At 34.8% G+C, this 24,933-nt stretch carries 26 protein-coding genes; 7 read left to right on the top strand and 19 right to left on the bottom strand.

The annotated features are described in order from the left end of the window. Positions 1–18 precede the first annotated feature (18 nt). Positions 19–258: a YlbE-like family protein gene (locus AC3WJF_RS00255; RefSeq protein WP_492449009.1), complete on the bottom strand. Its 240-nt coding sequence runs from the start codon at positions 256–258 to the stop codon at positions 19–21. Positions 259–273: 15 nt separating this feature from the next. Then, a complete protein-coding gene (locus AC3WJF_RS00250) occupies positions 274–687 on the bottom strand; it encodes a YlbD family protein (protein WP_492449007.1) in 414 nt (137 codons plus the stop codon). Between the two features lie 140 nt (positions 688–827). Between AC3WJF_RS00250 and AC3WJF_RS00245 the strand changes: the two genes are divergently transcribed. Next, complete coding sequence (locus tag AC3WJF_RS00245; RefSeq protein ID WP_492449006.1) at positions 828–1,319, top strand: PaaI family thioesterase; 492 nt, start codon at positions 828–830, stop codon at positions 1,317–1,319. Between the two features lie 32 nt (positions 1,320–1,351). Here the strand turns inward: AC3WJF_RS00245 and AC3WJF_RS00240 are convergent, their stop codons facing one another. Together AC3WJF_RS00240 and AC3WJF_RS00235 are read right to left on the bottom strand one after the other, a co-directional pair. After that, positions 1,352–2,422, bottom strand: coding sequence for a CAP domain-containing protein (locus AC3WJF_RS00240; RefSeq protein WP_492449284.1), 1,071 nt, complete (start codon positions 2,420–2,422; stop codon positions 1,352–1,354). A gap of 153 nt (positions 2,423–2,575) precedes the next feature. After that, positions 2,576–3,010, bottom strand: coding sequence for a CBS domain-containing protein (locus tag AC3WJF_RS00235; RefSeq protein ID WP_492449004.1), 435 nt, complete (start codon positions 3,008–3,010; stop codon positions 2,576–2,578). Positions 3,011–3,204: 194 nt separating this feature from the next. On the opposite strand from AC3WJF_RS00235, the gene AC3WJF_RS00230 reads away from it, so the two are divergent. Continuing rightward, positions 3,205–3,564, top strand: a complete 360-nt coding sequence (locus AC3WJF_RS00230; protein ID WP_492449003.1) for a YugN family protein — start codon at positions 3,205–3,207, stop codon at positions 3,562–3,564. A 35-nt stretch (positions 3,565–3,599) separates the two neighbouring features. Here the strand turns inward: AC3WJF_RS00230 and AC3WJF_RS00225 are convergent, their stop codons facing one another. The 7 genes from AC3WJF_RS00225 to cyoE form a co-directional block, all read right to left on the bottom strand. Next, complete coding sequence (locus AC3WJF_RS00225) at positions 3,600–4,061, bottom strand: DUF420 domain-containing protein (RefSeq protein WP_492449001.1); 462 nt, start codon at positions 4,059–4,061, stop codon at positions 3,600–3,602. Positions 4,062–4,135: 74 nt separating this feature from the next. After that, positions 4,136–5,047 (bottom strand): cytochrome c oxidase assembly factor CtaG, encoded by a 912-nt coding sequence (gene ctaG / locus AC3WJF_RS00220; RefSeq protein ID WP_492449283.1) that lies wholly within the window; start codon positions 5,045–5,047, stop codon positions 4,136–4,138. A 151-nt stretch (positions 5,048–5,198) separates the two neighbouring features. Continuing rightward, positions 5,199–5,531: a cytochrome c oxidase subunit IVB gene (gene ctaF / locus AC3WJF_RS00215; protein ID WP_492449000.1), complete on the bottom strand. Its 333-nt coding sequence runs from the start codon at positions 5,529–5,531 to the stop codon at positions 5,199–5,201. Positions 5,532–5,535: 4 nt separating this feature from the next. Next, entirely contained in the window at positions 5,536–6,165 is a 630-nt protein-coding gene (locus AC3WJF_RS00210) for a cytochrome (ubi)quinol oxidase subunit III (protein ID WP_492448998.1), read from the bottom strand. Continuing rightward, entirely contained in the window at positions 6,165–8,042 is a 1,878-nt protein-coding gene (gene ctaD / locus AC3WJF_RS00205) for a cytochrome c oxidase subunit I (protein WP_492448996.1), read from the bottom strand. The genes AC3WJF_RS00210 and ctaD overlap by 1 nt, the downstream gene beginning before the upstream one ends. A gap of 38 nt (positions 8,043–8,080) precedes the next feature. Further along, positions 8,081–9,145, bottom strand: coding sequence for a cytochrome c oxidase subunit II (gene coxB / locus AC3WJF_RS00200; protein WP_492448995.1), 1,065 nt, complete (start codon positions 9,143–9,145; stop codon positions 8,081–8,083). 88 nt (positions 9,146–9,233) lie between these two features. After that, positions 9,234–10,151: a heme o synthase gene (gene cyoE, locus AC3WJF_RS00195; RefSeq protein ID WP_492448994.1), complete on the bottom strand. Its 918-nt coding sequence runs from the start codon at positions 10,149–10,151 to the stop codon at positions 9,234–9,236. A 499-nt stretch (positions 10,152–10,650) separates the two neighbouring features. On the opposite strand from cyoE, the gene AC3WJF_RS00190 reads away from it, so the two are divergent. Next, positions 10,651–11,586, top strand: coding sequence for a COX15/CtaA family protein (locus AC3WJF_RS00190; RefSeq protein ID WP_492448992.1), 936 nt, complete (start codon positions 10,651–10,653; stop codon positions 11,584–11,586). 109 nt (positions 11,587–11,695) lie between these two features. Here AC3WJF_RS00190 and pyc read toward each other — a convergent pair whose 3' ends face one another. The 3 genes from pyc to AC3WJF_RS00175 form a co-directional block, all read right to left on the bottom strand. Then, positions 11,696–15,139, bottom strand: coding sequence for a pyruvate carboxylase (pyc, locus tag AC3WJF_RS00185; protein WP_492448991.1), 3,444 nt, complete (start codon positions 15,137–15,139; stop codon positions 11,696–11,698). Between the two features lie 41 nt (positions 15,140–15,180). After that, positions 15,181–16,386, bottom strand: coding sequence for an FtsW/RodA/SpoVE family cell cycle protein (locus tag AC3WJF_RS00180; RefSeq protein WP_492448990.1), 1,206 nt, complete (start codon positions 16,384–16,386; stop codon positions 15,181–15,183). Between the two features lie 164 nt (positions 16,387–16,550). Then, a complete protein-coding gene (locus tag AC3WJF_RS00175) occupies positions 16,551–16,832 on the bottom strand; it encodes an Fpa/YlaN family protein (RefSeq protein WP_213092761.1) in 282 nt (93 codons plus the stop codon). A gap of 216 nt (positions 16,833–17,048) precedes the next feature. Here AC3WJF_RS00175 and AC3WJF_RS00170 point away from each other — a divergent pair, with 216 nt between their 5' ends. After that, positions 17,049–17,534 carry a peptidyl-prolyl cis-trans isomerase gene (locus AC3WJF_RS00170; protein WP_492448989.1) on the top strand — a complete coding sequence of 162 codons (486 nt, stop codon included), beginning with the start codon at positions 17,049–17,051 and terminating at the stop codon, positions 17,532–17,534. A gap of 92 nt (positions 17,535–17,626) precedes the next feature. Here the strand turns inward: AC3WJF_RS00170 and AC3WJF_RS00165 are convergent, their stop codons facing one another. Beyond that, positions 17,627–18,955 (bottom strand): PhoH family protein, encoded by a 1,329-nt coding sequence (locus AC3WJF_RS00165; protein ID WP_492448987.1) that lies wholly within the window; start codon positions 18,953–18,955, stop codon positions 17,627–17,629. A 347-nt stretch (positions 18,956–19,302) separates the two neighbouring features. On the opposite strand from AC3WJF_RS00165, the gene AC3WJF_RS00160 reads away from it, so the two are divergent. Beyond that, the gene (locus AC3WJF_RS00160) at positions 19,303–19,899 is read left to right on the top strand and encodes a YhcN/YlaJ family sporulation lipoprotein (protein ID WP_492448986.1); all 597 of its coding nucleotides are present in this window, start codon (positions 19,303–19,305) and stop codon (positions 19,897–19,899) included. A gap of 224 nt (positions 19,900–20,123) precedes the next feature. Continuing rightward, entirely contained in the window at positions 20,124–20,309 is a 186-nt protein-coding gene (locus tag AC3WJF_RS00155) for a YlaI family protein (protein WP_492448985.1), read from the top strand. Positions 20,310–20,336: 27 nt separating this feature from the next. On the opposite strand, the gene AC3WJF_RS00150 is transcribed toward AC3WJF_RS00155, so the two are convergent. Together AC3WJF_RS00150 and typA are read right to left on the bottom strand one after the other, a co-directional pair. Next, positions 20,337–20,591: a YlaH-like family protein gene (locus tag AC3WJF_RS00150; protein ID WP_492449282.1), complete on the bottom strand. Its 255-nt coding sequence runs from the start codon at positions 20,589–20,591 to the stop codon at positions 20,337–20,339. A gap of 194 nt (positions 20,592–20,785) precedes the next feature. Further along, positions 20,786–22,624 carry a translational GTPase TypA gene (gene typA, locus AC3WJF_RS00145; RefSeq protein ID WP_492448983.1) on the bottom strand — a complete coding sequence of 613 codons (1,839 nt, stop codon included), beginning with the start codon at positions 22,622–22,624 and terminating at the stop codon, positions 20,786–20,788. Between the two features lie 310 nt (positions 22,625–22,934). On the opposite strand from typA, the gene AC3WJF_RS00140 reads away from it, so the two are divergent. Beyond that, a complete protein-coding gene (locus AC3WJF_RS00140) occupies positions 22,935–23,120 on the top strand; it encodes a YlaF family protein (RefSeq protein ID WP_492448981.1) in 186 nt (61 codons plus the stop codon). Between the two features lie 71 nt (positions 23,121–23,191). On the opposite strand, the gene AC3WJF_RS00135 is transcribed toward AC3WJF_RS00140, so the two are convergent. Both AC3WJF_RS00135 and AC3WJF_RS00130 read right to left on the bottom strand, forming a co-directional pair. Beyond that, a complete protein-coding gene (locus AC3WJF_RS00135; RefSeq protein ID WP_492449281.1) occupies positions 23,192–23,980 on the bottom strand; it encodes an inositol monophosphatase family protein in 789 nt (262 codons plus the stop codon). 343 nt (positions 23,981–24,323) lie between these two features. Beyond that, complete coding sequence (locus AC3WJF_RS00130; protein WP_492448980.1) at positions 24,324–24,518, bottom strand: YkzI domain-containing protein; 195 nt, start codon at positions 24,516–24,518, stop codon at positions 24,324–24,326. Between the last annotated feature and the right edge of the window lie 415 nt (positions 24,519–24,933).

Raw genomic sequence — 24,933 nt, 5'->3', positions numbered from 1 at the left:
CATTAAAAAATGTGCTTTTTAACCTTGTGTATACATTGCTTGAACCATATTCATCATCATCGAGGCCATTTGTACCCCATTAGTGAACTTTTCCATGCGATGCGGAATTGTCCGTTTATAATAATGTAGCGATGTTATTTCTAAGCGCTCCAATTCTTCTGGATGTCTACTTAACGTTCTATACCAAATAGGCTGTTCACGAATAAATTGCATTAAATCATTATTTGAACGAATATAATCAATAACTTCTAATCGCATAAAAACTCTCCATTCTTAATCTTTTCGGAAGGAAAATGGGTTTTTTACTTCAGGAGTTGTGTTTTGTGTTGTACTGGAAGTAGGGCTTTGAAATTGTGCTAAAACACCTTGAACAGCAGCAATCGCTTTACTTAAATTATCAATATGATGGTCCATTTGTTCAGGATCCATTTTTTGCAACACATTACCTATTTGATTCATCCAACCTTTTTCTGATTTAGTAGTTTTTTTTGTATTTGTTGTCGTTTGTTTCGAATTCTCATCTTGATATGTTTCCCAACTTGGATCATCCTCACCAAGTAAATACCAATCTTCAAATAAATCCTGCCAAGTATGTTCACCCTTGCGAACTTCTTTAATAAGTCCCGGATGTTCCTTTACAAACGACTTAAATTTTTCAACGGAAGGGTGAAGTATTTTTTCAGCCATATTAATTCACCTCTTAAAGATTGAGCCATTTTTAATATAAATTATGATAAATGCATAGAAAAGGTGAAAAAGTTTTCACATAAGATTTTTTTTGCTATTATGGGAGGAGTTGAAACTTATGAACATGAGGGAATAGCAAAATGAATAAAACTGAAGTAAAGGATTTATTTGAACTATGTATAGAGGATGCAACCGAAGAGGAGCTTAATGTTATACACCAGCTCTTATCAGGGGTTAGAAGAAAGAAACTAAAACTTAATGATTCTTATATTAGTGCCATTCTAAATATGAGCAAGCTTCCATCCGATAATGAATACAAAATTTTACTCCCTATTAATGCTTTAACCGATAATTCACTAGGGATTATCCATGGAGGGATAACAGCTACCGTTTTAGATACTGTAATGGGGACTTTGGCAAACTCAATATTGCCAGCTGGTTATGGAGCGGTTACATCAAACTTAGCGATTCATTATATTGCTCCTGGAAAGGGAGAGACTATGGAGACAACCGCTAAGGTAATCCATAGAGGAACAAAAACATTGGTTGTAGAAGGCTCAGCATATTGTGATGGAGGAAAAAAAATAGCGCATTGCACAGGTACATTTTTCATCATTAAAAAGGATATTTAATTTAGAGTCCGAGCTTTACGCCCGGACTCTTATTACTTCCAACTTTTCTCGATAAAGTTTTGCGTATAATATTTTTGATAAACCCCGACCCCTAGATGGGTAAAGTCCTTTTCAAGTAGGGATTTCCTGTGGCCTTCTGAATTAAGCCAACCTTCTACGGCTGCTGGTCCGTCCAAATATTGTGCTGCAATGTTTTCACCAGCTAATTGATAAAAAACATGGGCTGTTTCTAATCTTTTAGCTAAGTCCCCATATTTAGGAGATTCATGAGAAAAGTATTGTTCTTGAAACATATCCTCACTATGTTGGTAAGCAACTTGGGCTACATCATTATCCCATTCCAGCTTATTAAGCTTAAACCTTTCACGAATAATATTCGTTAAGTCAAATATTTGTTGAGCACTGCCTTTTTCTATTACATTCCACTGAGCTTCGTCTGGATCCTCTGGCTTGATGAGATTTCCTCGATAAACCATTTCATAAGGTCTTTGTTTGATAAGTGTTTCTTTGTCCATAAATCTAATGCTTGATAAAGTTCCTGTGAACTTATCTAAGGAAAGCTGCGCAAATATGTTTCCTAATTTAACTAATGGACGAATATTTAAATCCTCTTCAGATAATTCAAAACGATAATAACTTTTATTATAAGCGACAAGAATCTCTGTATTTAATAAAATTGATTTATAGATGTCTTCAATTTTTTCTTGGATTTTAAAAGGCTGAATATTAAGAGCACTGCCAATAGCAAAAATAGTTACAACTTTTCCGTTTTCTACTCCAGCCTGAAAATATTTTTTATCATCTTGATTATAAATCCACCATTCATAGCCATAGGCAGAGGAATCAATTCTCGAGGGTTTTCCATACATTTTAACGAGACTGCTTGTTTCCTTTCCTATTAAAGTGGAAATACCATTTTCAGGACGCTTATAGCCTTTTACTGTTTCTTCTTTTTTCAGGATATTCTGTTGATCCAATACTGGTTGATGTGAGCTATTGTCACCATTCAATATACTATTATCATTTTCTGGACGTAAATGAAAGTATAAACTTATTATAAAAATAATAACTAACACGATTAATACTTTACCAATCGTACGCAGTTTTGTCCCTCCATTCATCGCTGATATTTACCTGCAAAATATACTTATATAACTTCATTATATCATTGAATTTAAATGGAGTTTACAATAATAATGTTAAATATGAAATAAAAAACCTCTCAGGTAATGAGAGGTTTTTATACTAACATATGGTTAATGGTGTAATTCATTATTTGAGGTTTCAGATATTTGTGATAAAGCTTCGCCAGCCTGATGATCTGTTAAATCCCGAATTGCAAAATCTCCTAACGCAACGATACCAATTAATTTATTATCTTCTACGACAGGAAGTCTCCTGATTTGGTGCTGGGCCATCATTCTCGCTGCTTCTTGTGTTGTAGTTTCAGGTTTAATTGTAAATAAATTTGTACTCATGATCTCTTCAACTTTAGATGAAACAGGATATTTTTCAGCCACGCATCGCAGTACTATATCACGGTCAGTAATCATTCCTACTAGACGTTCATTATCTACAATTGGTATGGCTCCTACATTTTCTTCTTGCATTTTTAATGCAACTTCATATATGCTATCCAAAAGTGTGCACGTTTCCACGTCTTTCGTCATTATATCCCTTACTTGTGTCATAAAATATATCCTCCTACTAAAGAATTCCTACAATAATAACTTTTCCTTCCATAAAAACTTTATTCATTTTACCTGTTACTTATATTTCACAATTGATACATTGCAAGTTAGTAAATTATGGACTATTATTAAACATGAGACAAATTGTGCATTTTAATAATAGGAATGCTTTACTGCTATAGGAGGTAAAAATAATGAGATTCGAAAATACAGGTTTGGAAACATTTAAAGTTGACTTAAATCGATTAGATGATGTTATGCAAAGACATGGTATGGTACGTGCGGGACAATGGGATTATGAACGTGTATCCTATGATCGCAAATTACAGATTAAAGAAGGCATTTATTATCTTCGAGTTCAAGGATATGCTGTAGAGGGAGATGTTGATACATTTGATGCAGTTATTCAATTAATGGTGCCGATTTTAGGTAAACATTATTATCCTCATGGCGTTGAATATGGCGATGATGAAGTGTATCCAACACATTTAGTGAAACAATGTGAAAATCTCCTTGCAGATATTAAAAAGGAAGTAGCAGAATTTGCAGAATAAAAAAAGATGTTCAGGGATGATTCCCTGAACTTTTTTTATGTGCCTAAAATTGCTTTAATCACAGAGGTTGTTTCTCCTCCATGGTAGAAAACGTATAATAATAAGTACACTAAAACACCAGTAATCGCTGTAAAAAACCAGACATTACTTGTAAATGGACCAAATTTACGATGAAACTGATAATTTTTTTTGTATCCTGTCCACAAAGAGATAATCCCTAGTACAGCTCCAACTGTAGCTAATGTTATATGGAAAATAAGAAAAATCGTATAAAAAATCTTTATACTTTCTGGTCCTCCAAATGAAGTATTCCCAATAAATATCGTTCTAGTAGCATAAATAATGAAAAAAGTAAGGGCAAAAATAGCTGCTGTTACCATCATTTTCATATGTGCTTCTATTTTTCTCTTTTTAATGAATGACCAACCGATAGCCACAAAGATTGCACTTATAACAATACAAGATGTGCTTATTGTTGGCAAAATAGGTAATGACATTTTTTCGACCTCTCAAAAATAATTTTTTTAAATATTAGCCTATGTATTAGAAGGAAAAATTACCTTCTTAAAAACTACTTCACTGGTTCTGGTTTATTTGCAAGCATCATTTCTGTAAACTTATCTGCTTCTTCTTTGTCTTTTTTAAACCATTCAGAAAGAATTTTTCCTAAGACAACGATATCAACAATTTCTTGAACAATTTTCATAATAACTCCACCTAATTGCTGATCTTCTAAAACAGGCAGCGGTGAAAAAAGCTCTGGGCCGCTTAAATGGAGATTTGCTAAAGTATCCACAGGAACGCATAACGACATTGCTTGCAACCAGCTAGAACTATCCGAATAAGTTAGATATATTGGATTGTTTGCAAAAATAATCATACCACAAGCCGGAGTTAAAAGTATCGCACTAGTAATTAAATAGGCAACTTTTTTCACACCAGCCAACTGATTTTGACCAGGTACTTTATTAATCATCGGCCACCATAAGAATATAGCTAAGATAAACAAGAATAATGTATAAAGTCCATGCATAAACACACTTTTCTTAATCGTATCGAAAAGGATTGGTAAATGATACAAAGAAAAGAAAACATTAAATAAGACCACAGCCAGAACTGGCTTAGTGAAAATATGAAAGATTTGCTTGATTATTGGAAGATTTAAAAATGAAATCCATAACCATACTGGAATACCTGTAATGAATAATGGCGCAATGATCATCACAAGAAAGGACATTTGAATCATATGCATGGAAAACATAATATGCCCCATCAAATCTACCGGAGATCCTTTAACAGCATATAATAAAACCATAGAAATAACAAAATAGACCGCTTGTTTTACCTGCAAAGGCTGACTCTCTTTAAAACGTTTCCTCCATTTAATTGTGATTAAAAAATACAGACAAGTCACTAATAATATTGCTAATAAAAAGTACGGGCTCCACAATGCTCGAAAGCCAAAAATACTTATTGCTCCCACCAATTTTCACCTCACTAAATCAAATGCTCAAATCTCATTATACTTTTGTTCCTTACTGACTTCAATGCATGTTATAAGTACTTATTGACAGATTGACAACAAATATTAAAAGGATATAAAAAATCCAGTCATTTGACTGGATTTTCTATCATTACCACCAAATAATAGTAGTAAAAGTTAAGATGGTAATGAAACCAACTAAAACTCCGGAATACATAAACAATTGTGGAGCTTCATGGCCTTTATGACTCATATGCATGAAATAATACAATTGAAAGATTACTTGTACTATCGCAAGCAATAAGATGATTGGAATTGTAAACCACTTTGAAAAATCAAAGTACACAGCTCCAAATGCAATAAGTGTTAAGAAAATCATTAACGCAAAGGAAATTAATTGATATCTCATTTCTTCAGCACTTTTTCTACGACGGTAGTCATAATCAACTCTAGGGTTACCAGTTTTTACTTGTTCATTCGTCATAGTCTTATCCCACCATTCCCATTAAGTATACGACTGTGAAAATGAAAACCCATACAACGTCGATGAAATGCCAGTATAAACTTGCAACATAGAACTTAGGTGCATTATATAGGTTTAAACCACGTCCAGAATTTCGAAGCATTAGCGAAAGAATCCAGAGAAGACCAAAGGCAACGTGACCACCATGGAATCCAACTAATGTATAAAATGCAGAACCGAATGCACTGCTTGTAAATGTATGATGAAATTCGGTTACATAATGATGAAATTCATAAACTTCGGTACCAAGGAATCCTGCACCTAATAGAACTGTAATTAGTAACCAAGCTTGCATCTTTTTAAAAGCAAAGTTTTTCATGTGATACATTGCGTACACACTAGTAATAGAACTTGTTAAAAGTAGCATCGTTGCTAAAAACGATAATGGTAATTCAAAAAGGTCTTTAGCATGTGCCATTGAAGGATCTGGCACCTTATCTTTTAAGGCAAGATAAGTAGCAAAAAGTGAAGCAAAAAGTACTGTTTCGCCACCAAGGAAGAACCAAAATCCTAGAAATTTATTCTTACCTTCGAGGGTTGCTTTTTCAGGCGACTCAGGCCAAGTTTTTGGCGTGAATTTTTCTTCTACATGCATTATGCCTTAACCCCCTTATCTTTATCATCTTCCAATAGCTCTTCTTTATGAATATGGAATCCATGATAATCTTTCACAGAGCGAATTAACATACCAAATAATGCGATACCAATTCCAAGAATCAGTACTGGAACACCCCAAGTATTGCCTTTATCCCCGTGATAGAGAGCACCGAAAGCAGCAATAAATAATCCGCCTGAGATAACTACTGGCAATATAGATGCATCAGGCATATGTATATCACCAAGTGGCTCAGCTGGTGTTAATTCTTTCTTCCCTTCCATTTTCTCAATCCACCAAGTATCAACACCACGAACAAGTGGCAGCTGCTTGAAATTGTAGAATGGAGGTGGTGATGGTAATGCCCATTCAAGAGTACGTCCGTCACCCCATGGGTCATTTCCAATCCGTTTATTTTGAACAACTGTAATCACAATATTGATTAGCATAACAATAACACCGATGGCCATGAAAGCTGCACCAATTGAACTAATAAGGTTTGCGGTATTCCAACCTTGATTAGGCAAGTAAGTCCAAACACGGCGAGTCATACCCAATAATCCAAGAAAATGTTGAATAAAGAAAGTTAAATGGAAACCTATTAAGAAAGTCCAGAATGTAATTTTTCCTAACGTTTCATTTAACATCGTTCCAAACATTTTTGGCCAATAGAATTGTGTACCTGCTATTAACGCAAATACTACCCCACCAACAATTACATAGTGGAAGTGTGCAACAACGAAATAAGTATCATGATATTGATAATCTGCTGGAGCAGCAGCTAACATTACTCCAGTTACTCCTCCCATTAGGAAAGATGGAATAAATGCTGCAGACCATAGCATTGGGGATGTAAATTTAATATTTCCGCCCCACATTGTTAATAGCCAGTTGAAAATCTTCATACCAGTTGGGATTGCAATGGTCATCGTTGCAACAGCAAAGATTGCATTTGCCACGTTACCAAGACCAACCGTAAACATATGGTGAGCCCATACCATAAATCCTAAAAATCCGATTAAGACTGTTGCAAATACCATCGATGAATATCCGAAAAGTCTTTTTCGAGAGAATACAGGAATTATTTCTGAGAAAATCCCGAATGCAGGTAATATTAAAATATAAACCTCTGGGTGTCCAAAAATCCAGAATAGATGCTCCCAAATAATCGTATTTCCTCCGCCGGAAACATCAAAAAATTGTGCTCCAAACATACGGTCAAATGTCATTAAAAACAATCCAACAGTAAGTGGAGGGAATGCGAATAAAATTAATGCAGATGTAACAAAAGTTGTCCATGTAAACATTGGCATACGCATATAAGTCATACCAGGTGCACGCATATTAACGATTGTTACAAGGAAATTAATTCCCCCCATTAACGTACCAAATCCTGAAAGCTGAAGACCTAATGAATAAAAGTCAATTCCATGACCTGGTGAATCGATGGATAAAGATGCATAAGAAGTCCATCCAGCATCAGGTGCTCCACCTAAAAACCATGATAAATTTAAGAATAGGCCACCGAAAAAGAAGAGCCAAAAACCTAATGAATTGACAAATGGGAATGCAACATCACGCGCCCCGATTTGCAGAGGCATTACGGCATTCATGAAAGCAAAAACCATTGGCATTGCCGCTAAGAAAATCATTGTAGTTCCGTGCATCGTAAGAACTTCATTATAAAGTCCTGCACTAACAAAATTATTGTCTGGTATAGCAAGCTGTATACGAATCATCAAGGCTTCAATACCACCGACTAAAAAGAACACCCCACCTGCCAACAAGTAAAGAATGGCGATCTTTTTATGGTCTACTGTTGTTAAGTAGTCCCAAATGGTAGCACCAAAACCTCTCTTTTGAGCTTTAGTAGTCACTGTTAAACCTCCCTTATGTGCCTAAAAACTATTAAAAATTACTCCACTTTTAAGCCCATTAGGTATGCTGCTAATGCATCCAAATCTTGATCAGATAATTGCTTCTCGAATGATGGCATTTTATTACCTGGTTTATAGGCTTGTGGATTTTTAATCCATTTCTTTAAGTTTTTTTCATTATGATCTAGTATTCCGCCAATTCGCTCACGTTCACCGAATGTAGATAAGTTAGGTGCAATATTTCTTTTATCATTCGGCGTTACAGCATGACAGCCAGCACATGATTTTTTAAATACATTTTCACCATCTGTTGCGAGTGCTGTAGTAGGCGTAGGATTTGTATCAGCTTTCATTTTGTCTACCCAGCTTGAAAAATCTGCTTTGGACATTGTTTTCACTTTAAAGTCCATTAATCCGTGGGAAGGTCCGCAAAGCTCAGCACATCTACCATAGAATAAATTATTAGCTTGTTTTGCCTTTTTACTGTCTACTTCTAACCAGAATTTATTTACATTATCAACGTTCGCATCGATTTTCCCACCGATAGAAGGAATCCAGAATGCGTGTTTTACATCAGCTGCTTTAACATTGAAATATACTTTTTCATTTTCTGGCATCACTAAAGTTTGACTTGTGCTTATCCCCTGATCAGGATATTCAAATTCCCACCAATACAAATGTGCAGTAACATTTACAATAAGTACTTTGTGATTTCCGTTTTTATCTTTTATATCCATTGCTTTTGTATCGCCCAAATTGAAAGTGGTTGCGACAACTGGAATCGCTAAAATTAGCAGTAAAATAATAGGAATAACAGTCCAGATAATCTCTAATACGTGATTTCCTTCTACCTGTTTCGGAATATAATCTTCTTTTCCTTTTTTACGTCGGAAGCGAATTATTGCAGTAACATAAATAACCACGACTACTGCTATTACTACTACCATTATACTCGTACTCAATATCATTAGATTATATTGCTTACGAGCTACTTCACCGGCTGGATCTAATGTAGATAAGTATGGTTTACCACAACCGGCAAGTGCAAGCGTCAATAAAGCAAATACTGATACTAGACGCACTTTTTGCAGCCATTGTTTCATAGCCTTTTCAAACCCCTCTTTCTATTATGTCTTATAAGTTTACAAGGACAAAAAATATATTTGGATTTCTCTTTCAAGAAAGAATTCCCTATTTAATAAGTGTTAGGATAACCATTGCTACAAATAATATAGTTAAATAATTAAGCGAGTATACAAACATAAGCTTCGCCCATTTTAAATCATCTTTCATTTTATAACCATATAATCCTAGAGCAAACCAGCCTATATTAAAGATGGTTGCTAATATTACAAAAGGTAATCCTAATGAAAATAAGAAAAATGGAAGTGGTAGTAAACAGGCTACCCATACAACGATATGATTTTTTGTTGTTTTAAATCCTTTTACAACTGGGAGCATTGGAATTCCCGCCGCTCTATATTCTTCACATCTTTTCATCGCTAATGCGTAAAAATGTGGTGGTTGCCAAATAAACATTAATAAAAATAAAATCCAGGCTACTGTATGTAAATGTGAATCTACTGCAGCCCAACCAATTAAAGGAGGCACAGCTCCCGGTATACTACCAATGATCGTATTGCTTACAAATAAACGTTTAGACCACATAGTATAAAGAACTACATAACTAAAAACTCCAATTATACCTATTACACCAGCAGTAATCGTAGTCATAAATAATAGAATTAATCCAATAATGATAAAGCTTAGTCCGAGTGCTAACACTTTTCCGGCACTAACCTTACCAGTTACAGTAGGTCTAGATCTTTTGCTAAGCATGATTTGGTCAATATCACGATCAATATAATTATTAATTGCACATGATCCAGCGATGATAAGACCTGATCCCACTAATGCTAGAAAGACGATATCAAGAGATTGAAAAAAATGTTTTTCTGTAAAAACAATTGCTAACCACAATCCAGTAAATGTGGTAATTAGATTTGAATTTACGATGCCTATTTTTATTAATGATAAAAAATCTTTTATCATGGTTGTCTCTGGAATTTCTGTATTTTCTACACTGGCAATTACACGACTGTTGGACATTTTTTTCCCTCCCCTCATGTTGTTAATTACACATATAGATTTACTATAAAACAAATTTTATATAATTTCTATATTTCCTCAAATTGTCGCTAATTGTTCATTTTTCGATAGGAACAACGTGGAAATAATTGCCCCAAAAACCAACATTTAAAGTTTACCACAAAACATTCATAAATAGACTTTTATCTGCAATTGTTCACAAAAAAAGCCACCAATTTCATATTAAATCATAACTGCCAGTATTTTTGTGAACTTTTTTTGATTTAATTATGTCTGAAATGTGACTGATCTTCATTCATTGTTACTATATCCATTTTTTGTATACATTATGAAACAGATAATTTATTCATCAGAGGCCCATAACGATATGCTGTAACAAAATTTTCGGTTGTCTTTTTTTTCTTATTTATGTACTATCAGTAAGTGTACTTCATACGATCATTTGAAAAAGAAGGCTAACAATAAATTTATATATTTTCTTTAAAAGAAGGTGAATAGATTGCATCGAGGATTAAAATGGCTGGCTGTTATAACAACACTCGGAATGCTATTTGTTTTAATTGGAGGAGCATTAGTGACGAAGACAGATTCCGCAATGGGATGCGGAAGATCATGGCCGCTGTGCCACGGTGAAATCATCCCAAGTCCACTAACAATGAAAACCATCATTGAATTAGCACATCGGTTAGTTTCTGGTAGTGTTGGAATCCTGTTACTAATCTTGTCAATATGGTCTTGGAAAGTAATCGGATATAAAAGAGAAACAAAGTTTCTAGTAATATTGGCATTATTCTTTCTTATTCTGCAAGCTTTGATTGGTGCTGCTGCCGTTGTTTGGGGACAAAATAGCTTTGTACTAGCATTACATTTTGGCATTTCATTAATTTCATTTGCCTCAGTACTTTTATTGACACTGCTAATCTTCGAAATTGACCAAAAATTTAATGCCGCAAAACTATTTATTGATCGAAAGATGCAATTTCATATTATTGGTGTTTCTATTTATAGTTATCTCGTTGTTTATACGGGTGCGCTTGTTCGTCACACCAATTCAAGCATGTCATGTTTAGATTGGCCATTATGTTCTAATGATTCATCATGGCTTCCCACGAATATCCATCAATGGATCCAAATGGGACATCGCTGTGCTGCAGGACTAATTTTTGTTTGGATTGGCTATATTATGTATTTGGCGATACGAAATTATAAACAACATCCAGTTATTTATTGGGGATCAATTATCGCTTTTATTCTAGTTATGCTGCAAGTTATTGCAGGTGCTTCTATCATAATGTCAAAAGGAAATCTTTATATTGAATTAGCACACGCCTTATTCATTTCCTGCTTATTTGGTCTTTTGAGTTATTTCCTATTACTCGTAAACCGAAACCATTACTATATCAAACATCATAACCATGCGAATAAAAGTACGTAAAAAAAGTGCAGACAGTTGTCTGCACTTTTTTTATCCTTTCTAGCTTCAGGTGAAATTACACTTCAAATTTCATTCATCCGTACGCTAGAGCTGCGGCACTTCTACTTTTCTATGCTTTCTGCAATTCGATTAACAAATCCCCAGTTTGAATAGATTCCCCATTATCAACATAAATATCCTTAACTATTCCAGAAAACGGAGCTTGGACAGTAGTTTCCATTTTCATTGCTTCTGTGATCATGAGGTGCTCACCTTGCTTAATTAAATCGCCTTTATTCACTATTACCTTTATTACAGTTCCTGGCATTGTTGCGCCAATATGCTCATCATTTTTAGGATCGGCTTTTACTTTCTGAACAATGGTTGATTTTAAACTTTCGTCGCGGATAATGACTTCGCGCGGCTGGCCGTTTAGCTCAAAATAAATAATTCTCGTTCCATCTGGACGGGGTTGACCTATCGAAAGCATTTGAACGATAAGAGTTTTCCCTGTTTCAATTTCGACCTCAATTTCTTCGCCGATATTCATGCCATAAAAGAAAGTTGGTGTATCAATAACAGAAACATTACCATATTGCTCTACTGTTTTCATGTAATCCTTAAAAACTTTTGGGTATAGTGCAAAAGAAATTGTATCTAAAGAGGATATTTCATTATTGTTCCATTCTTTCTTTAATGTATCTTTCAAACCATCAAAATCTACATTCTCAAGTAATTCTCCTGGTCTAACAGTTATGGGCTCCTTCTCTTTTAATATCGCTTTTTGCAGACCAACTGGAAAGCCTCCATATGGCTGTCCGAGATACCCTTCAAAAAGCTCCACTACAGAATCAGGAAAATCAATTTTCGAGCCTCTATTTATAATATCCTCTTCCGTTAAATCATTTTGAACCATGAATAATGCCATATCTCCTACTACTTTTGAAGAAGGTGTTACCTTTACTATATCGCCGAACATTAAGTTTACTTGTGCGTACATTTCTTTTACTTCTTCCCAGCGATTTCCTAGACCGACAGCTTTCGCTTGTTGCTGTAGATTACTATATTGGCCACCAGGCATTTCGTGTTGATAAATCTCGGTATGAGGAGCATTCATACCACTTTCAAAATCATGATAATATTTTCTAACATCTTCCCAATAATGTGAAAGAGACTCGACATTATTAATATCGATATTTGGTACCCTTTCTGTTTCCTCAAGAGCAAAATAAAGAGAATTCAAACTCGGCTGTGATGTATTGCCTGACATTGGGCTTAATGCAACATCTACTATATCAACACCTGCCTCAATTGCCTTTGCATATGTGTAAATTCCATTTCCACTTGTATCATGAGTGTGAAGATGAATTGGAATGTTGACCACATCTTTTAATTCGGATATTAACCGGTAGGCAGCTTGTGGCTTTAATAATCCTGCCATATCTTTAATTCCTAAAAGATGTGCACCTTGAAGCTCCAGTTCTTTCGCTAAATCTTTATAATATTGGATACTATACTTACCACGAGCAGGGTTTCCGATATCACCTGTATAACAAATAGATGCTTCAGCAATTTTGCCTGTTTGTCTTACCGCATCTATCGCTACTTCCATACCTTTTACCCAGTTTAAGCTATCAAAAATTCGAAATACATCGATACCTTTATGAGCGGACTCTATAACAAATTCCTTAATCACATTATCCGGATAATTTTTATAACCTACAGCATTTGAAGCTCTTAAAAGCATTTGAAAGAGAATATTAGGAATTCGCTCCCTAAGTTCCGTTAGACGTTCCCATGGATCCTCTTTCAGAAATCGATATGCTACATCAAATGTTGCTCCACCCCACATTTCTAAAGAAAATAGCTCTGGCAGTAATTTTGAAGTAGGCTCAGCGATTTTTTTAAGATCATGCGTCCTTACTCTAGTTGCAAGTAATGACTGGTGTGCATCACGAAATGTAGTATCGGTTAATAGCACTTGTTTTTGAGAATTTATCCATTCCAATACTCCATTAGGTCCTTTTTCGTCTAATATTTGTTTCGTTCCGTATGGAGTTGTAGACGAATAGCTGAACTTAGGCACACGGGGTTTTGGAAAGAGCGGCTTTTCTCTCTTTTCAATGCCTGGAAAGCCGTTAATCGTGACTGTACCAATATAGGTAAGCATTTTTGTCCCACGGTCCTTACTGATTGGAAAAGCAAATAATTCCGGTGTTGTATCAATAAAGGATGTATCATATTGTCCATTGATAAACTTTTCATGCTTTACAACATTTATAAGGAACGGAATATTTGTTTTAATCCCTCTAATTCTAAACTCTTGTAAATTTCTGACCATTTTAGATGCTGCTTGATTAAATGACAATCCCCATGTCGAAAGCTTCACAAGTAGTGAATCATAATGAGGTGTTATCTCAGCACCTTGGAATCCATTTCCGGCATCTAGACGTACACCAAATCCACCACCGGAACGATACGCCATTATCTTTCCTGTATCAGGCATAAAATTATTTAATGGATCCTCTGTCGTTACACGTGATTGTATAGCGAAACCATTAATTTTCAGGTCAGATTGTTCCGGAATTCCAACCATATCTCCGTGTAAAGAATGTCCTTCAGCAATCATGATTTGGGATTGCACAATATCAACCCCGGTGATCATTTCTGTAATGGTATGTTCCACTTGCACTCTTGGGTTCACTTCAATGAAATAAAAATCATTTCCAGATACCAAAAATTCAACTGTACCTGCGCCCACATATTGAACTTTTTTCATCAGCCTAACAGCTGCATCACATATGCGTTGCCGTAAGTCTTTAGAAAGGGAAACACATGGTGCAACTTCAACAACTTTTTGGTGACGTCGTTGTACGGAACAATCACGTTCAAATAAATGAATGATTGTTCCTTCCTTATCACCAAGTATTTGCACTTCAATATGCTTTGGATTTTTCACAAACTTTTCAACATATACTTCATCATTCCCGAACGCAGCCTTCGCCTCTGATTTTGCACGTAGAAAAGCTTCTTCTACTTCTTGTAAATGATTAACAATTCTCATGCCACGACCGCCACCACCTAAAGATGCTTTAATGATGATAGGGAGACCGTGAAGACTTGCGAATGTACTCACATCCTCTACTTCTTTGACAGGACCATCACTTCCAGGAATAACTGGGATTGCGGCTAGCTTAGCCTGCTCTTTTGCTTTTACCTTATCTCCGAACATATCTAAATGAACTGTTCTAGGTCCAATAAAAATGATCCCTTCTTGTTCACATCGCCTAGCAAAATCGATATTTTCCGAAAGAAATCCATATCCTGGATGAATAGCATCTGCATTTGCTCTTTTTGCAATATCAATTATGCCTTCAATATCCAAATATGCCTCGATCGGTTTTTTTCCTTCCCCTACCAAATAAGCCTCGTCCGCTTTATAGCGGTGAAATGAACCTAAATCCTCTTTAGAATAAATCGCTACAGTTCGGATGTTTAATTCTGTACAAGCTCTGAAAACACGGATAGCAATTTCACCACGATTTGCCACTAATACTTTTTTAATTTTCTTCATCCTTTTCGCTCCCCTTTGCAAGATCGATTTAGAGATAGATATTATCTGGCATTAAAAGTTTTATATTTAATTGGTTTTTCTTTAATAGCTTGATCTTTCTTCTTTTTATATTTTTCCTCGTATTTAATAAACATTGCTACATTTACTAATATTCCTATCGATATGGACAATAGTAGTAGCGAAGAACCACCATAGCTAATGAATGGAAGCGGTACTCCCGTAATTGGAATTAGACCCACAGCGCCTCCCAGATTAATAAATGTTTGAATGGCAATCATACTGGATATACCTATACACAATAAACTTCCAAAGGTATCACGGCATTTTAATCCTATATAGATCCCTCTTAATACTAAAAATGCTAAACCAATAATTACAAATGATACACCGAATATCCCCAACTCCTCAGAAATAACAGCTATAATAAAATCGGTTTGGGGTTCTGGAAGATATCCCAGCTTTTCAATACTTTGGCCAAGTCCCAGACCTTTTAACCCGCCTGACCCAATAGCAAAGTATGAATTTACTAACTGATGTCCCTCTTTTTGTGCTAATTTAAATGGATCTATAAAACCAGTGATTCGTCCCATTTTTGTAGGAGTAAATATTTTATTTTTCTCTAATATTACGAATGGAGAAAGAATGGCTAAAATGAGAAGTCCTACTGCAAATAGTTTCATCAAAGTTTTAAACTTCATGCCCGAACATATGATAATAGTCATCCCTATTAAAAAGATTATTCCTGCCGTTCCTGTATCAGGTTGAATGACAATAAGAAAACAAACAAAGATAAGAAATGCTAGTGGCGGGACGACCCCCTTATTAAAATGGTCAATATATGTTTGTTTTTTCGAATACACAGCTGACAAATATACGATAACACTTAGTTTAACGAATTCCGATGGTTGTATCGTGCTAGAACCGATTTTTATCCAGCTATTTGCATTATTAACAATATGCCCAAATGCAAATATGGCTAATAAACCTAAGATGGATGCGAGCATTATTACACCCAAAAATTTATTCGATTTATACAATTTGTATGGCAAAAAGGCAGTGAAAACAAATGCTATTAATGATAGAACCAGATTCTTTAATTGTTTCAAATAAAAGAAATCACTTTCATATCCTAATCTAATAGCAGTTACCATGCTAGCACTATAAACCATTACTAATCCAAATAAGCAAAGCAGTATGTACACGGTGATAATGGAGTAGTCAAACGACTTTATGATTTTTTTTAACATAGTACCCTTCCAATCCTTTAGTCTACAAAAGAATATTCTGTAAAAGGAAAGAATATCCTTCTTAAAAACACAAAATATATAGTAATTTTTGTTATTTTAGGACAACGATACAAATATCAAAAAAACTCAAACAAATTGTAAAACTTGTTTGAGTTTTTAAATGCCTATTTTTTAGTGAACGCATCATGTAGAGCAGTAAGTTCTCTCTCTAAAGAATCAAGCATTTCCTTGCCATCCTTTTCGTCCACTAAACCTAATCTTACTGCAAAATCTATTTCACGGGAAAGGCCAAACATTTGTGTATCCAATACCTCTTCATATAAAGGACATTGGGGCATCGTCAAATTATCCATTTGAACCTTAATTAAACGCAATATTTTATCCGCATCTATCTTCAAAAGATTATATGCTTTTTCCCGGTAATCTACTTTAATATCAGACGCCATCTTGATCCCCCCGATCCTTACAATAGACAATCCTATTTAAAAATTTTACTAGGAAATCCAGCTAAATGCAAGTAAGAAATACTTTAAATCCCTTGAAATCAACCATTTAAACATGTTAACCATATTAAAAACGCATTATTATCACATGGGTTACTATATGTGACAACTTGATTATAAAAAGGTATAATTTTATTAGTGTAGTAAGGAGGAAAAAAAATGATAATACCATTTAAAGGTAGTGTGAAATTTCCAATTACACTTGATGCAGGTGTATGGATATTTGACGACCGTAAACTAGATTTAAATACATATTTTGCTTCTGAAAAAGTTGAAGTGGATGAAATGGAAAATTATAAACAGCAAGTAGGAAAAATCTTTGATCGTGAAATCAAAGAAGGTTCTGTGTCTCCGCCTACTATAAAATCAGAAAAAAGGTTCTTGAAAGAAAGATTACTGACTGGAACTTTCGGAATAAAATTAGAACCATTTATTAAGAATGCTGAGCCATTTGGCGGAACTTTCGTCATTGAAACATCTGATGGAGATGTCTCCTTTCCACTTATAGATGCATATAATCTTATTGCAGCCTTTTCAAAAGATGGTAAACCATTAAATGAAGATGGGCCAATCCACATCCTATTTGAAGATGGCTCCAATAAAGAAAACCCTATTAAAAATGTAAAAGCTTTTCGGATTGATTAATAATATGTACAAAAGCAAAACGGCAATAAGCCCTTTTGCTTTTGTTTTTACATGAACAACTTAATACTTTTATCATACACTATATATCGAATTTATAATATATCCGCTGCCAATTGTGCTAAGCTTGATCGTTCTCCTTTCATTAATTTAATATGTCCTGAAACAGTTTCATCTTTAAACTTTTCCAGTACATATGTTAAACCATTGTTGTATTCATCCAAATAAGGATGGTCTATTTGCTCAGGGTCTCCCATTAGCACAATTTTACTCCTTTCGCCGACTCTCGTTAGGATAGTTTTTACTTCGTGTTTCGTTAAATTTTGTGCTTCATCAATGATAATAAACTGATCTGGAATACTCCTCCCTCTTATATACGTTAATGCTTCCACTTCAATAGAGCCCATCCCAGCTAAAATAGCATCTAATTCTCCAGGTTTTTTTGTATTAAATAAATATTCTAGGTTATCATATATTGGCTGCATCCACGGACGAAGCTTTTCTTGCTTTTCACCAGGAAGATATCCTAAATCCTTTCCGACCGGTACGATAGGCCTTGCAACAAGCAGCTTTTTAAAAGTATGCAAATCCTCAGTCTGCATTAGACCAGCAGCAAGAGCAAGCAATGTTTTTCCAGTTCCTGCTTTTCCAATCATCGTAACAAGAGGGATATCTTTTCGAAACAATAACTCCATTGCCATCGTTTGTTGCACATTTCTTGGTTTTATCCCCCAGATTGAATCATGGGTGTAATTTAGCTTTTTTACAATTTTCCCCGATCTATCTACCATACCAATGGCAGATGAAGAACTCCCTAATGCATCCTTCATAATTAAAAATTGATTAGGATAGAATGAATGATTAGTGATTTCCGATAAATGAAGTTCCCCATGTTCGTAAAATGTATTTAATGACTCAATATTGATGTGTATTTCCAAAAATCCAGTATATATATGATCTATTTCTACTACTCGATCATTTAAAAAATCTTCTGCCTCTAGTCCTAACGCATCCGCTTTTACTCTGACTAGAGCGTCTTTACTAACTAGAATAACTTGTTTACCGTTTTCCTTTGTCCCTTCTTCATGAGAAAGGTTCTTTGCGACAGCTAATATTCGATTATCATTTGTTTTTTCGATAAAAATATCCTGAAGCTGATGAAAAGAGCGATGATTCAACTCAATCCGAAGCTCTCCACCATTATCAAGCGGGATTTTTTCGTGGAGCTTTCCTGCTTGTCTAAAGCTGTCTATCAATTTGGATACTTGCCTTGCATTACGACCAATTTCATCCATATACCTTTTCTTTGAATCAACCTCTTCCAGTACTACGGCTGGAATAACTATTTCGTTATCTTCAAATGAAAATATAGCATATGGATCCTGTAACAAGACATTCGTATCTAACACATATATTTTTTTCAAATTGATGCCTCCTGCTCCTCATTGGATTAATTTATCTTATGATTATTCTCTTCATCCGGTTCATTAGAAGTGGACGGACATTGCTAAAATATATGAATGAACGAATAAAGATAGAAGAAAATTGCACAATATAAATAAAAGTGGAAGCGCCTTGCACATCGGCGTACGGATTTCGTGGTCTTCGACTGAGATAAAGGAAACACAGTGAGGCAGTTCACGAACTATTGAAATTGGCACTTCAAATTTCACCTGATGTTGACTTATCGTAGGGAGGAGACGGAGAAATCCGCTAGCCGATAGGCGCTGGAACTGGATAAAGAAAAGGCAATCGCAGGAGGTATTGAGTTTTGCAAAAAATATGTTTATTTATTGGTCTTCTTATACTATTGACTTCTTGTACCCCACGAAATGGTGTAGTTGAAAATAATCAAAGAAACACACCTCAGCCTGTTTCAATGAAGAATAATACTACCAAGAATGTGGATCGAAAAAGCGGACAAGCAATTTCCAAAAGACTAGTTCAATTGGCTAGTGATGTACCCGGAGTAAGAGAAGCTACTGCTGTTGTTTTTGGAAAATATGCGATTGTAGGAATTGATATTGACGCCAACCTTGAACGCTCACAAGTAGGAACGATAAAGTATTCAGTCGCTGAAAGTTTAAAGCACGATCCTTATGGGGCAGAGTCAATCGTTGTAGCTGACCCGGACATTACTGCACGACTAAAAGAAATCGCTATGGATATACGGAATGGCAAGCCAGGACAAGGTATTATCCGTGAACTTGCTGATATTGCAGGGAGATTAATGCCTGAAATTCCAAAAAATATTATCCCAGCAAAAAACCCTGATAAAGCTCTTGATAATTCACAACAAGATTTGAATCGTCCTAGTGAACGGAAACTTGAAAAGCAACAGGAAGAACAATCGAATCACAAAAAATAACTTTTCTTAAACTTCGTTACTTTTGTATACGAAAATTCTTGGTTACAACTCTATTTGAGTTATTATTGTAAAAATCTTTTAAGAAAAGATGCCCCGATCCTAATTAGAATTTATAAATAAGGACGCAATATAACATTTAAAATGTAAGCAGCCTTTCGTGTTTACTCATGGTATACTAAAAGGGACTTAAAATTAAGGAGAACGGTATTTGAGGTGTAACGCGAATGAAAGTGAAATGCATTTTATGTGATAAAATGGAAACGATTGATGATGACACATTAATTGCCAAGCGCTTAAAAAACCGTCCTATTCATACATATATGTGTGATGATTGCCATGATAGAATAACAGAAAAAACATTGACAAGGCTGGCAGCAAGGACGAGCAATTTACATTCTGAAGATATATAAAAACCCGCCAATGGTCTTGGCGGGTTTTTATATATCTTTTTGTGCCTCTGCTTTTTTCTGATTGTGCAAACGAATTTTGTAAATAATTAAGATTAGGCTTGCGACAACTAACCCTTCAGTAATTGGCAAAAATATTCCTAAAAATGTTAATATCGTACAACCCAAAATTAAGAAAATGTAAATGACTGCTGACTTTAGTAATGGTAGCTTCTTCGCAAATCCAAGTTTAAATACTAATATACATAATGCAATAATCGTTAAGTAAAGCAGCCACATTCCCATGGAAGGATGCTTATCAACCTGATATAGAGATGCAAAGAAAGAAAGTCTTTCATGAACATTTGTGCTCGGCAAGTTCATTACTCCTTTCTGTTTTAATTAGATAAACGAACATAAAGTATTAGCTATTAATAAGATGTGAGAAATTTTCTCACATCTTAACCATAACATTATTTCATTTATTAACCTTACTGAAATTATTTCATTTCTGCAAGTTTTTGCTTTTTAGCTACTTTTTCACGTTCATTTTTATTTAATATCTTTTTACGTAAGCGAATGGATTCTGGTGTTACTTCACAATACTCATCATCATTAAGATATTCTAAAGCCTCTTCAAGAGACATGATACGTGGCTTTTTGATTACAGAAGTTTGATCTTTGGTTGCTGAACGGACATTTGTCGCATGTTTTACTTTTGTAATATTAACAGTAAGATCATTTTCTCGCGTATTTTCACCAACAATCATACCTTCATAGATTTCTGTACCAGGCTCCACGAAAATGGTACCTCTATCCTCTACTTGCATAATTCCATATGTTGTTGTTTTTCCTGTTTCCATAGAGACAAGCACACCTTGATGGCGACCTCCTACTTTTCCAGGCTGCATTGGCTGATAGCTGTCAAATGTATGATTCAAAATTCCATAACCACGAGTTAATGTCATAAACTCTGTTGAATACCCAATTAAGCCCCTTGCTGGAACATTAAAGATCAAACGAACTTGACCATTCCCATTATTAACCATGTCCAACATTTCACCTTTACGTGAGCCCATTGATTCAATAATCGCACCAGTATTTTCCTCAGGAATATCAATTTGAACACGTTCGATTGGTTCACAACGAACACCATCAATTTCCCTTACAATAACCTCAGGTTTCGAAACTTGAAGCTCGAATCCTTCGCGACGCATATTTTCAATTAAAATTGAGAGATGCAATTCCCCGCGACCAGATACAACCCATGCGTCAGGTGAATCGGTATTATCAACTTTCAAACTAACATCTGTTTGAAGTTGAGCACGTAATCTTTCTTCAATTTTACGAGCAGTAACAAATTTTCCTTCTCTTCCTGCAAATGGGCTATTATTTACGATGAACGTCATTTGTAATGTAGGTTCATCAATTCTTAGTGGCGGAAGTGCATCTTGATGATCAATTGGGCAAACTGTTTCACCAACATTGATATCTTCCATGCCAGATACTGCGACAAGATCTCCTGCATAAGCTTCTTGAATTTCAAGACGTTTTAATCCGAAGAAACCAAACAATTTTGATACACGAAATTGCTTTACAGAACCGTCCAATTTCATTAATGCAACTTGTTCTCCCACTTTCATTGTTCCACGGAAAATACGTCCGATTCCAATTCGACCAACATAATCATTGTAATCTAATAGTGCCACTTGGTATTGTAATGGCTCCTCACGATTATCAATTGGAGCTGGAATATGTTCCACAATCGTATCAAATAAAACTTCCATATTCTCATCTTGCTTATCTGGTGTGCTGCTTGCAGTTCCATTAATACCAGAAGCATAAATCACTGGGAATTCTAATTGATCTTCGTTTGCGTCCAATTCAATAAATAATTCAATAACCTCGTCCACTACTTCCTCTGGGCGGGCGAAATCACGGTCAATTTTATTTACAACTACAATTGGTGTAAGATTTTGTTCGAGCGCTTTTTTCAATACAAAGCGAGTTTGAGGCATACATCCTTCATATGCGTCAACAACCAATAATACACCGTCAACCATTTTCATAATTCGTTCTACTTCGCCACCGAAATCGGCATGTCCAGGTGTGTCCATAATATTGATTTTTTTATCTTTATATTGAATGGCTGTATTTTTTGCAAGGATTGTAATTCCTCTTTCACGCTCTAAATCATTAGAATCCATCGCACGTTCAGCCACTTGTTCATTCGTACGGAATGTGCCTGATTGCTTTAATAGTTGATCCACAAGTGTTGTTTTACCGTGGTCAACGTGGGCAATAATGGCTATATTTCTTAAATCTTCTCTTCTATTCAAAGTTGTTCCTCCTGACCTAAAAACGATCATAATTAGTAATGGCTCTTTTCTTAAACTTTGTTGCATTTGTAAAAAGGAAAACTTATAAACTTTTCGATTCAACTTAAAATAGGTATCTTTTTAAGAAAAGATGTCCCGAAGCAAAGTCTAAATTAGTATTTAAATACAAATTACGAAAAGCAACAATTTATACGAGAACAGCCTTAGTATATCTCCAACCTATGTATTATATCACAGCGACTAGAAAAGCAGAAACTTTTTCTATAAAATAGATGTTGATAAAAGAAAATGAAAACGGAGGAACTAAAAAATGAAAGAAATAAAATGGATATTCCTACTTTATGCATTCGCTGCAGCTGTGTTCATGATAGGTATTGGGGTTGCAATCGGGAATCAAAGTATACTTGGATTTGTTATTTGCATCGTATTATTAATAGTGGTATTAGGATTTGGTTTTAAAACTAAGAAAAAATGGAGGGAAGAAGGAAAACTATAAGAAAAGTGGAAGCATCGCTGCTTGAGATTAGACAGAGTCAGAGGAGGGGAATCAAGCGATTCCCCTCCTCTTTATTTCAATAAATATTCATCTAAAATATTTTGATGCAGTCCGGGCTTACTTACCAATACAGTACTTCCATGTAATATATCTAATGGATCTCCCTTAACAGTTGTTAGTATTCCTCCAAGTTCTTCTACAAGAATCTTACCAGCGGCAAAATCCCAAGGCGACAATCTCATTGAAATATAGGCATCAAACCTACCAGTTGCGATATAAGCCATCTCTAGAGCAGCAGAACCTAAGGATCTCGTGGAACGGACATCACATACTAGCTTTTGTAAATTTTCGGTTGGAACATGTCTATTTGCAATCAACCATGTTGCATTTATCCCGATAATGGCATCTGATAGTTGTGGTGTTCCAAGCTTTGGTAGTTTATTACCATTAAAATAAGCACCATTACCAGCTATAGCATGATACAGTTCATTATGGACTACATCATAAATATATCCTAATTTTCCAACCCCATTTTCATAAATTCCAATAGATATAGAAAAATTGCGTTGTTGATGAACAAAATTAACCGTTCCATCTATCGGATCAATAATCCAAATAACTCCATCTGTATTATGTAATGTTTCACCGTAGCCTTCTTCCCCTAAGATGTGATGTTCAGGATATGCTGCTCGAATCCTTTTAATAAATAATTGCTCAATTTGTTTATCCATATTTGTTACTAGATCATTTCTATCCGATTTTGTTTGAATCTGCAATGTATGAGTAAACGAGTCTAATATTTCTTTTCCCGCTTCTTTTATCCAATCCATTACATTTCTATTTACTTGCTCCCAATCCATCAGCACCCTCATCCTCCAGACATTCATTGCTAAGCTTTATTCATATTAATTATTGCTATTCGTAAATTGATTTAAATCCTAATAACTTATCGCTTCATGGCATCTTTTCTTTAAAAAATATCTCTATATTATAAATTAGAAACTATATAAATTTTCTACTTATTAAAGTAACAAATATAAGAAAAGTGCCGTACCTAAATGTAAATTTAGCTTAATGGAAAATGATTTCTATTTCAAGTTTACTGCTCCTTTTATGTAGGAAAACCATCGACTGATACTCACAAAAACGAACCCCATCCAATCAGATGAGGAAAAGAATGAAACCTTAACCACTGCATTATCATCATATAGCTTTCATTTTAAGGAGTTCATCTCTAATTTTTTCTAATTTCATTTTTGACTTTGTTTTCATCGCTTCATCGTTTTCCTGAATAGCTTCATAAAGTACGGCTAGTTCATAATCTAGTTCTAATCTTAATACTGCAATCCGTTCAAGATCATGCTTTTTCTTTTTGGATGTACTCATTACTTGTTTCATGAAATTCACTTCCCTTCCATAAACTTAATAATCCGCTCTCTCTTTTTATGATTAATTAAAATCTAATAATGCCAAGGGAACCTTTGTATATTAACGAATTGTTCAAATATTTCCTTTCGATATTGTATGTTTAAAATAAAAGGTTGCAACTAAAATGTGTTTTTACCTAGTAAGAAGAATTTCGAGACAAATTTGTTTGAAGTGCAACTAATTATGATAGAATATTGTCATGGAAGGCTCTTTTCTAAACTTTGCTGTTTTAAAACTAAAAATATCGTGATTTTTTTATTCGGCTACAGAATTGAATATTTCTTAAAGAAAAGATGCCCAAAACTAAAAATGTTCTAGGATTTTTACAGTGAACCTTAAGCAGCAATTTATTAGAAAAACAACCATGATTGCAAAAGAGGTGTAC

The sequence above is a fragment of the Heyndrickxia sp. FW510-T9 genome (assembly GCF_058781025.1).
Note: the sequence above shows the minus strand (reverse complement) of the source record. Positions and strands in the feature narration are given on the sequence as shown.

What these genes read in the sequence shown, in the direction of transcription:
- AC3WJF_RS00140 (WP_492448981.1), top strand. Translation starts at nt 22,935, where the DNA reads ATGAAAGAAATAAAATGGATATTCCTACTTTATGCATTCGCTGCAGCT.
- AC3WJF_RS00235 (WP_492449004.1), bottom strand. Translation starts at nt 3,010, where the DNA reads ATGACACAAGTAAGGGATATAATGACGAAAGACGTGGAAACGTGCACA.
- cyoE (WP_492448994.1), bottom strand. Translation starts at nt 10,151, where the DNA reads ATGTCCAACAGTCGTGTAATTGCCAGTGTAGAAAATACAGAAATTCCA.
- AC3WJF_RS00255 (WP_492449009.1), bottom strand. Translation starts at nt 258, where the DNA reads ATGCGATTAGAAGTTATTGATTATATTCGTTCAAATAATGATTTAATG.
- AC3WJF_RS00230 (WP_492449003.1), top strand. Translation starts at nt 3,205, where the DNA reads ATGAGATTCGAAAATACAGGTTTGGAAACATTTAAAGTTGACTTAAAT.
- pyc (WP_492448991.1), bottom strand. Translation starts at nt 15,139, where the DNA reads ATGAAGAAAATTAAAAAAGTATTAGTGGCAAATCGTGGTGAAATTGCT.
- AC3WJF_RS00225 (WP_492449001.1), bottom strand. Translation starts at nt 4,061, where the DNA reads ATGTCATTACCTATTTTGCCAACAATAAGCACATCTTGTATTGTTATA.
- AC3WJF_RS00170 (WP_492448989.1), top strand. Translation starts at nt 17,049, where the DNA reads ATGATAATACCATTTAAAGGTAGTGTGAAATTTCCAATTACACTTGAT.
- AC3WJF_RS00250 (WP_492449007.1), bottom strand. Translation starts at nt 687, where the DNA reads ATGGCTGAAAAAATACTTCACCCTTCCGTTGAAAAATTTAAGTCGTTT.
- AC3WJF_RS00245 (WP_492449006.1), top strand. Translation starts at nt 828, where the DNA reads ATGAATAAAACTGAAGTAAAGGATTTATTTGAACTATGTATAGAGGAT.
- coxB (WP_492448995.1), bottom strand. Translation starts at nt 9,145, where the DNA reads ATGAAACAATGGCTGCAAAAAGTGCGTCTAGTATCAGTATTTGCTTTA.
- AC3WJF_RS00155 (WP_492448985.1), top strand. Translation starts at nt 20,124, where the DNA reads ATGAAAGTGAAATGCATTTTATGTGATAAAATGGAAACGATTGATGAT.
- AC3WJF_RS00175 (WP_213092761.1), bottom strand. Translation starts at nt 16,832, where the DNA reads ATGGCGTCTGATATTAAAGTAGATTACCGGGAAAAAGCATATAATCTT.
- ctaF (WP_492449000.1), bottom strand. Translation starts at nt 5,531, where the DNA reads ATGACGAATGAACAAGTAAAAACTGGTAACCCTAGAGTTGATTATGAC.
- AC3WJF_RS00210 (WP_492448998.1), bottom strand. Translation starts at nt 6,165, where the DNA reads ATGCATGTAGAAGAAAAATTCACGCCAAAAACTTGGCCTGAGTCGCCT.
- AC3WJF_RS00150 (WP_492449282.1), bottom strand. Translation starts at nt 20,591, where the DNA reads ATGGGAATGTGGCTGCTTTACTTAACGATTATTGCATTATGTATATTA.
- AC3WJF_RS00130 (WP_492448980.1), bottom strand. Translation starts at nt 24,518, where the DNA reads ATGAAACAAGTAATGAGTACATCCAAAAAGAAAAAGCATGATCTTGAA.
- AC3WJF_RS00135 (WP_492449281.1), bottom strand. Translation starts at nt 23,980, where the DNA reads ATGGATTGGGAGCAAGTAAATAGAAATGTAATGGATTGGATAAAAGAA.
- AC3WJF_RS00180 (WP_492448990.1), bottom strand. Translation starts at nt 16,386, where the DNA reads ATGTTAAAAAAAATCATAAAGTCGTTTGACTACTCCATTATCACCGTG.